The organism is Desulfobacter sp., assembly GCF_050177295.1.
Map to the genome: position 1 here is coordinate 1 of NZ_JBFXHE010000376.1, position 4,414 is coordinate 4,414.

The following is a 4,414-nucleotide window of genomic DNA, read 5'->3' on the forward strand; positions in this document are numbered from 1 at the left end:
TGATATCTGCATCCTCCGGAAAAACCAAAGTATAAGTCTTTTTCTCATTAGTGACCTCATTTTCAACTGTGAAGGTCGAATTCATTGTAATAATATTATTCGGAATAAATTCAGGTGGCACAACAATACAATTGGATATCTTTTTTTGCAAAAGCTCTAAGTTTTTTTCATCAAAACCGCTACGGTGCCAGCACATATCCAAAAGGCTTTCCAGACGATCTAAATCAAACTCCGTTATCAATAGTTCTTTTTCCATGTCAATTTCCTTGCATTATACGCTATTTTTTAAGTAACTAAAAAGGTTTTCTTGTAATTTTAATTGTTTATAAAATTGGGTTCAGCCCCAGCTGAATGGGACGCTGTTGATTTAAATGCTTCATTAATTATCATTATTCGTCTGGCACGTTCCTTTGCCCTAAAACGCTAAGTGCGTGCCAATCAAACCGTTGCAGCAAACTTTTGAATCTGTTCATATGTAATGTCCAACACATCATGGAAAATCGGCGGTACCGGCGAAGACAATAATGCCGATACTTCGTGGTTCGCCTCATTGATGAACACGCGGACAAGGTTCTTGTTGAGCTCTTTGTTCTCCATTATCACCGGAAGCAGCGTTGATAAAACCTCGGTGGCCATAATGCGGATGTTATAGTAAAGATCATCCCGTTTAATCAGTTGAACGATCTGATTTACCATCTCAATGGAAGGTTTTCTTAATGTCACGGCAGCTTCAACAGCAGCTTCACGCAGCCGCCAATTTTTGTCATAGCGAAGCAGCCGGATCAGTTCCTCCTGATGATCGTCCAGGGTTGCCGAATCTCTCAGAAGGTGCAGCGTATCCAGCGTACTACCCCAGTCGATTAGATTTCCAAAAATGTGATCTTTCATCATCCCTCCAGTTAAAAAACAGACTGACTATCAGCCTCCCGGATTTTTTTGTATTAACGGCCATAGGCCGACCTGGTCTATCAGCACCAAGATTCAACTCACAACGAAGCATCAAAGTAATTCAATTAATTATTTTAGCTTTCATATAAAAACGCTGCTTACTGTTCTGATTATGGTAAGAGCAAAGAGCGTACCAAAATTTGGATTCTATGTAACATTTTGAAATAAAAAGTTTTTTTTATTGATATGAATATTGAAAACTGTTGCATGGGTGTCGCAGAATGCAACACCGATGCATATTGCACCCAAAGGTGTGTAGTTGACTTTAGATGAGTGGGCTTTCTTTCATTAGCGGGGATTGACCTGATAATTTTATTAATTTCCAACGGGGATCGAACCAACGTTGGGATAATCATTGAATTTTGAATCGTTTCATAATCCGATAAAGTGTAGAACGATTGATACCCAGAATTTTTGAGGCCTCGGTTTTATTACCTCCGGTCGATTCCAGCACTTCCTCAATGTGCGTTCTGTTCATTTGATCCAATGAATTGATATTCCTGCGAGGGGTTCTTGAAACAGCGTGTCTGAAAATGCTGGGAAGGCTTGCTACTGTTAGCTCAGGGCTTTCTTCGAATAAAGTGGCTCTTTCTATAATATTTTCTAACTCTCTCACATTTCCGGGCCAATTGTATTTTTCCATTAATTTTAAGGCATCGTAGGATATTTCCTCAATCTGTTTATTGTTCTGGGCAGCATAACGTCTCAAAAAATAAAAGCCCAGCAGCGCAATGTCATCAATGCGTTCACGCAATGGCGGTAAACTGATGGTGACAACATTAAGTCTATAGTACAAATCTTCTCTGAAGCGCCCTTTTTCAACCATATCCTCAAGATTTCTATTCGTGGCAGCGATAATTCGAACCTGAACGATCTTCCGTTTAAATGATCCTACCGGTCGGATTTCTCCACTCTCAATGGCTCTTAGAAGGGTTTGTTGAAGCCCTTTGCCAATATCCCCGATTTCATCAAGGAACAAGGTGCCTCCGTCGGCAGCTTCAAAAAAGCCCTGCTTATCCGATATCGCTCCGGTATATGCACCTTTAACGTGTCCGAATAATTCACTGTTCATCAAATTTTCATTGATTGCGGCACAATTAACCGGGACATAGGGTTTTGCCGCCCTGTCTCCATTATAATGTATGGCTTTTGCCACCAGTTCTTTTCCGGTACCGGTTTCGCCACGAATCAGTACCGTGCTTCTGGAATCTTTTACATGGTGGATAGTTTTAAAAACCTCCATCATTGAGGGGCTGTTCCCTATGATATTATCAAAGGTATACTTTTGTTTTAACTGACGTTTTAAATGGATATTATCAATGAGCAGGGATTTCTTCTCCAACGTCTTTTTGACTACAACTTTAAATTCTTCCATATCAAAGGGTTTCAAAATATAATCTTCAGCGCCTTGTTTCATGGCAGAAACTGCTGTATCTACTGTGCCATATGCCGTGATCATGATAAACATGATACCGGCATCGTATTGTTTTGCTGCTTTTAAAACCTGCTTACCGTCAATGCCGGGCAATTTTAAATCTGAAATCACCAAATCAAATGAATGTTGCTTGATCTGTTTCAGGGCTTGTTCTCCCGACGTTGTGGAATATACCTCGTACCCCATTTTTTTAATGACATGCATTAAGCCTTTGTTTAAATTCACATCATCTTCTACGATTAATATTTTAAACGGAATTACACTCATATCTTCCTAATCCCCAGTTGGAAGTTCAAGGGTAAAATTTGTCCCGGGTTTGCTCGCATCGTCCCGGGTTGAACTGACCACCTTTAAATCACCGCCCAGTTTCCTTGCCATTTCATAACTGATAAAAAGTCCCAAACCCGTTCCCTCCCCCGGTTTTTTGGTTGAATAAAACGGATTAAATATATTTGACATATCTTCCCGGCAGATACCTATACCGGAATCTGTCACCTCAATTTTTACCAGTTTCAAGACTGGAATATAGCGGGTGCTCAATGTAAGAATGCCGCCATCAGGCATGGACTCAATGGCGTTTGCCACAAGATTCGTAACGATCGACTGCAGGGTGCTGGGATCTGCCAGAACATCGGGTATATCAGGCATTAAAGTCATTTCAACATGAATATTTTTTGCGTCACAGTGAGGAATAGTGATTTCCATCAATTTTGTCAGAAGATTATTGCAATTGACTGTTTGCAGGTCACTTTGTGTGTGTCTTGAGAAATACAAAAGATTTTTTATGACACTGCTGCCATGCTTAATTTCATCAATTACAGTTAACAAATGCTGAGATATGCTCTCCTTGTCAAAAGGTTGCTCTTCCATCTCTTCAAGGGCAATTTGCGTATAAAGCAACGCATTTGCCAAAGGCGTGTTCAATTCATGGGCAAGGCCGGAGGTTAGAAGACCCATAGCTGCTAATTTTTCTTTCTGAATCGCCTGAAATTCCATTTGCTTTTCACGCTGATATTTTTCCTTGACCATATTTGCAATGGACGTTGATATAAAAAAAGCCAAAACTAAAACAAGCCCACCGGTTATGAGGGCATAAAAAAATGCTTTTTTTTCCAGCGTCTTGATACTATCCAGTATCTCTACCATGTCCTGATCTGCCATTACGATCCAGCCAAACGGATCGACATGCTGTCTGGCCTGCAGAACAGATTTACCCCGATAGTCAATGGCCTGATATGCAGCCAAATTACCTTCGGGCAATTGTTTTTTCAATGAAATCTTGGTTTCAAGGGTTTTGGCGCCAAATCGGGATGCGGATAAAAACAATCCTTCGTTGTTAACCAAATAGACTTCACCGGTAGCCTCCATATTATTGTCTCTGAGCAATACACTTATCGCTGTGAAATCGACCAGGCAATATAAAAAATACCTATCTTTTGTGGCTGTACCCGATGACAGGGGTTTGGACAGCATTAATACAGGGATATAATTATCATTTTTAGTAATATTGAATAGTTTTGACATGTTTATTCCCTGCCAGGATAGTGTATCGCATGCCGACATCTCTAAAATTTTTGAATCAATCTTTCCTTCTCCTGTACTCAAGACGAGTTGCCCGGATTGGGTCATGATGAAAAAGTCTACATAGGGTCTATGCTGATCATTGGCTATTTGACCAATATGATCGTTGAAATTTATTTTTGAAATATTCCAAATACTACTGATCAGACGAATATCATTCACCCGCCCTATCATGAACAGTTTAATGGCTTCAGCGTTTCTTTTCGCCTGATTGGCTAAATAGGACGCCGCTTTCTCTTCAATCATCTGCTTGCCTTTGGAAAACCCATTAAACCCAAAAAATACCAGCGGTACCAATCCAATTAACATAAAGACAGAAATCAGAAGCAAACGAAATTTCTGAAAATACGACTCTGTAAATTTTGTATCGATAGCGTTACCACCATTGCTTTGCAGTATTAAATTTATATCACTAAAGTACTTTTATCATGCAAAAGCGTAATACCCAAG

At 39.9% G+C, this 4,414-nt stretch carries 3 protein-coding genes and 1 pseudogene; all 4 read right to left on the reverse strand.

The window, feature by feature from the left end; translation table 11 throughout:
* A pseudogene (locus AB7U36_RS19315) lies at positions 1-256 on the reverse strand (nucleoside diphosphate kinase regulator); the annotation flags it as partial.
* Positions 257-438: 182 nt separating this feature from the next.
* Complete coding sequence (locus AB7U36_RS19320; protein WP_004071111.1) at positions 439-888, reverse strand: hypothetical protein; 450 nt, start codon at positions 886-888, stop codon at positions 439-441.
* A 412-nt stretch (positions 889-1,300) separates the two neighbouring features.
* On the reverse strand, positions 1,301-2,650 hold the full coding sequence (locus AB7U36_RS19325) for a sigma-54-dependent transcriptional regulator (protein ID WP_004071112.1): 1,350 nt from the start codon (positions 2,648-2,650) through the stop codon (positions 1,301-1,303).
* 6 nt (positions 2,651-2,656) lie between these two features.
* Positions 2,657-4,210 (reverse strand): sensor histidine kinase, encoded by a 1,554-nt coding sequence (locus AB7U36_RS19330; RefSeq protein WP_428161277.1) that lies wholly within the window; start codon positions 4,208-4,210, stop codon positions 2,657-2,659.
* Positions 4,211-4,414 lie beyond the last annotated feature (204 nt).

Excerpts from the sequence above, each read along its gene's own strand:
- AB7U36_RS19320 (WP_004071111.1), bottom strand. The coding sequence starts at position 888 with ATGAAAGATCACATTTTTGGAAATCTAATCGACTGGGGTAGTACGCTG.
- AB7U36_RS19325 (WP_004071112.1), bottom strand. The coding sequence starts at position 2,650 with ATGAGTGTAATTCCGTTTAAAATATTAATCGTAGAAGATGATGTGAAT.
- AB7U36_RS19330 (WP_428161277.1), bottom strand. The coding sequence starts at position 4,210 with ATGATTGAAGAGAAAGCGGCGTCCTATTTAGCCAATCAGGCGAAAAGA.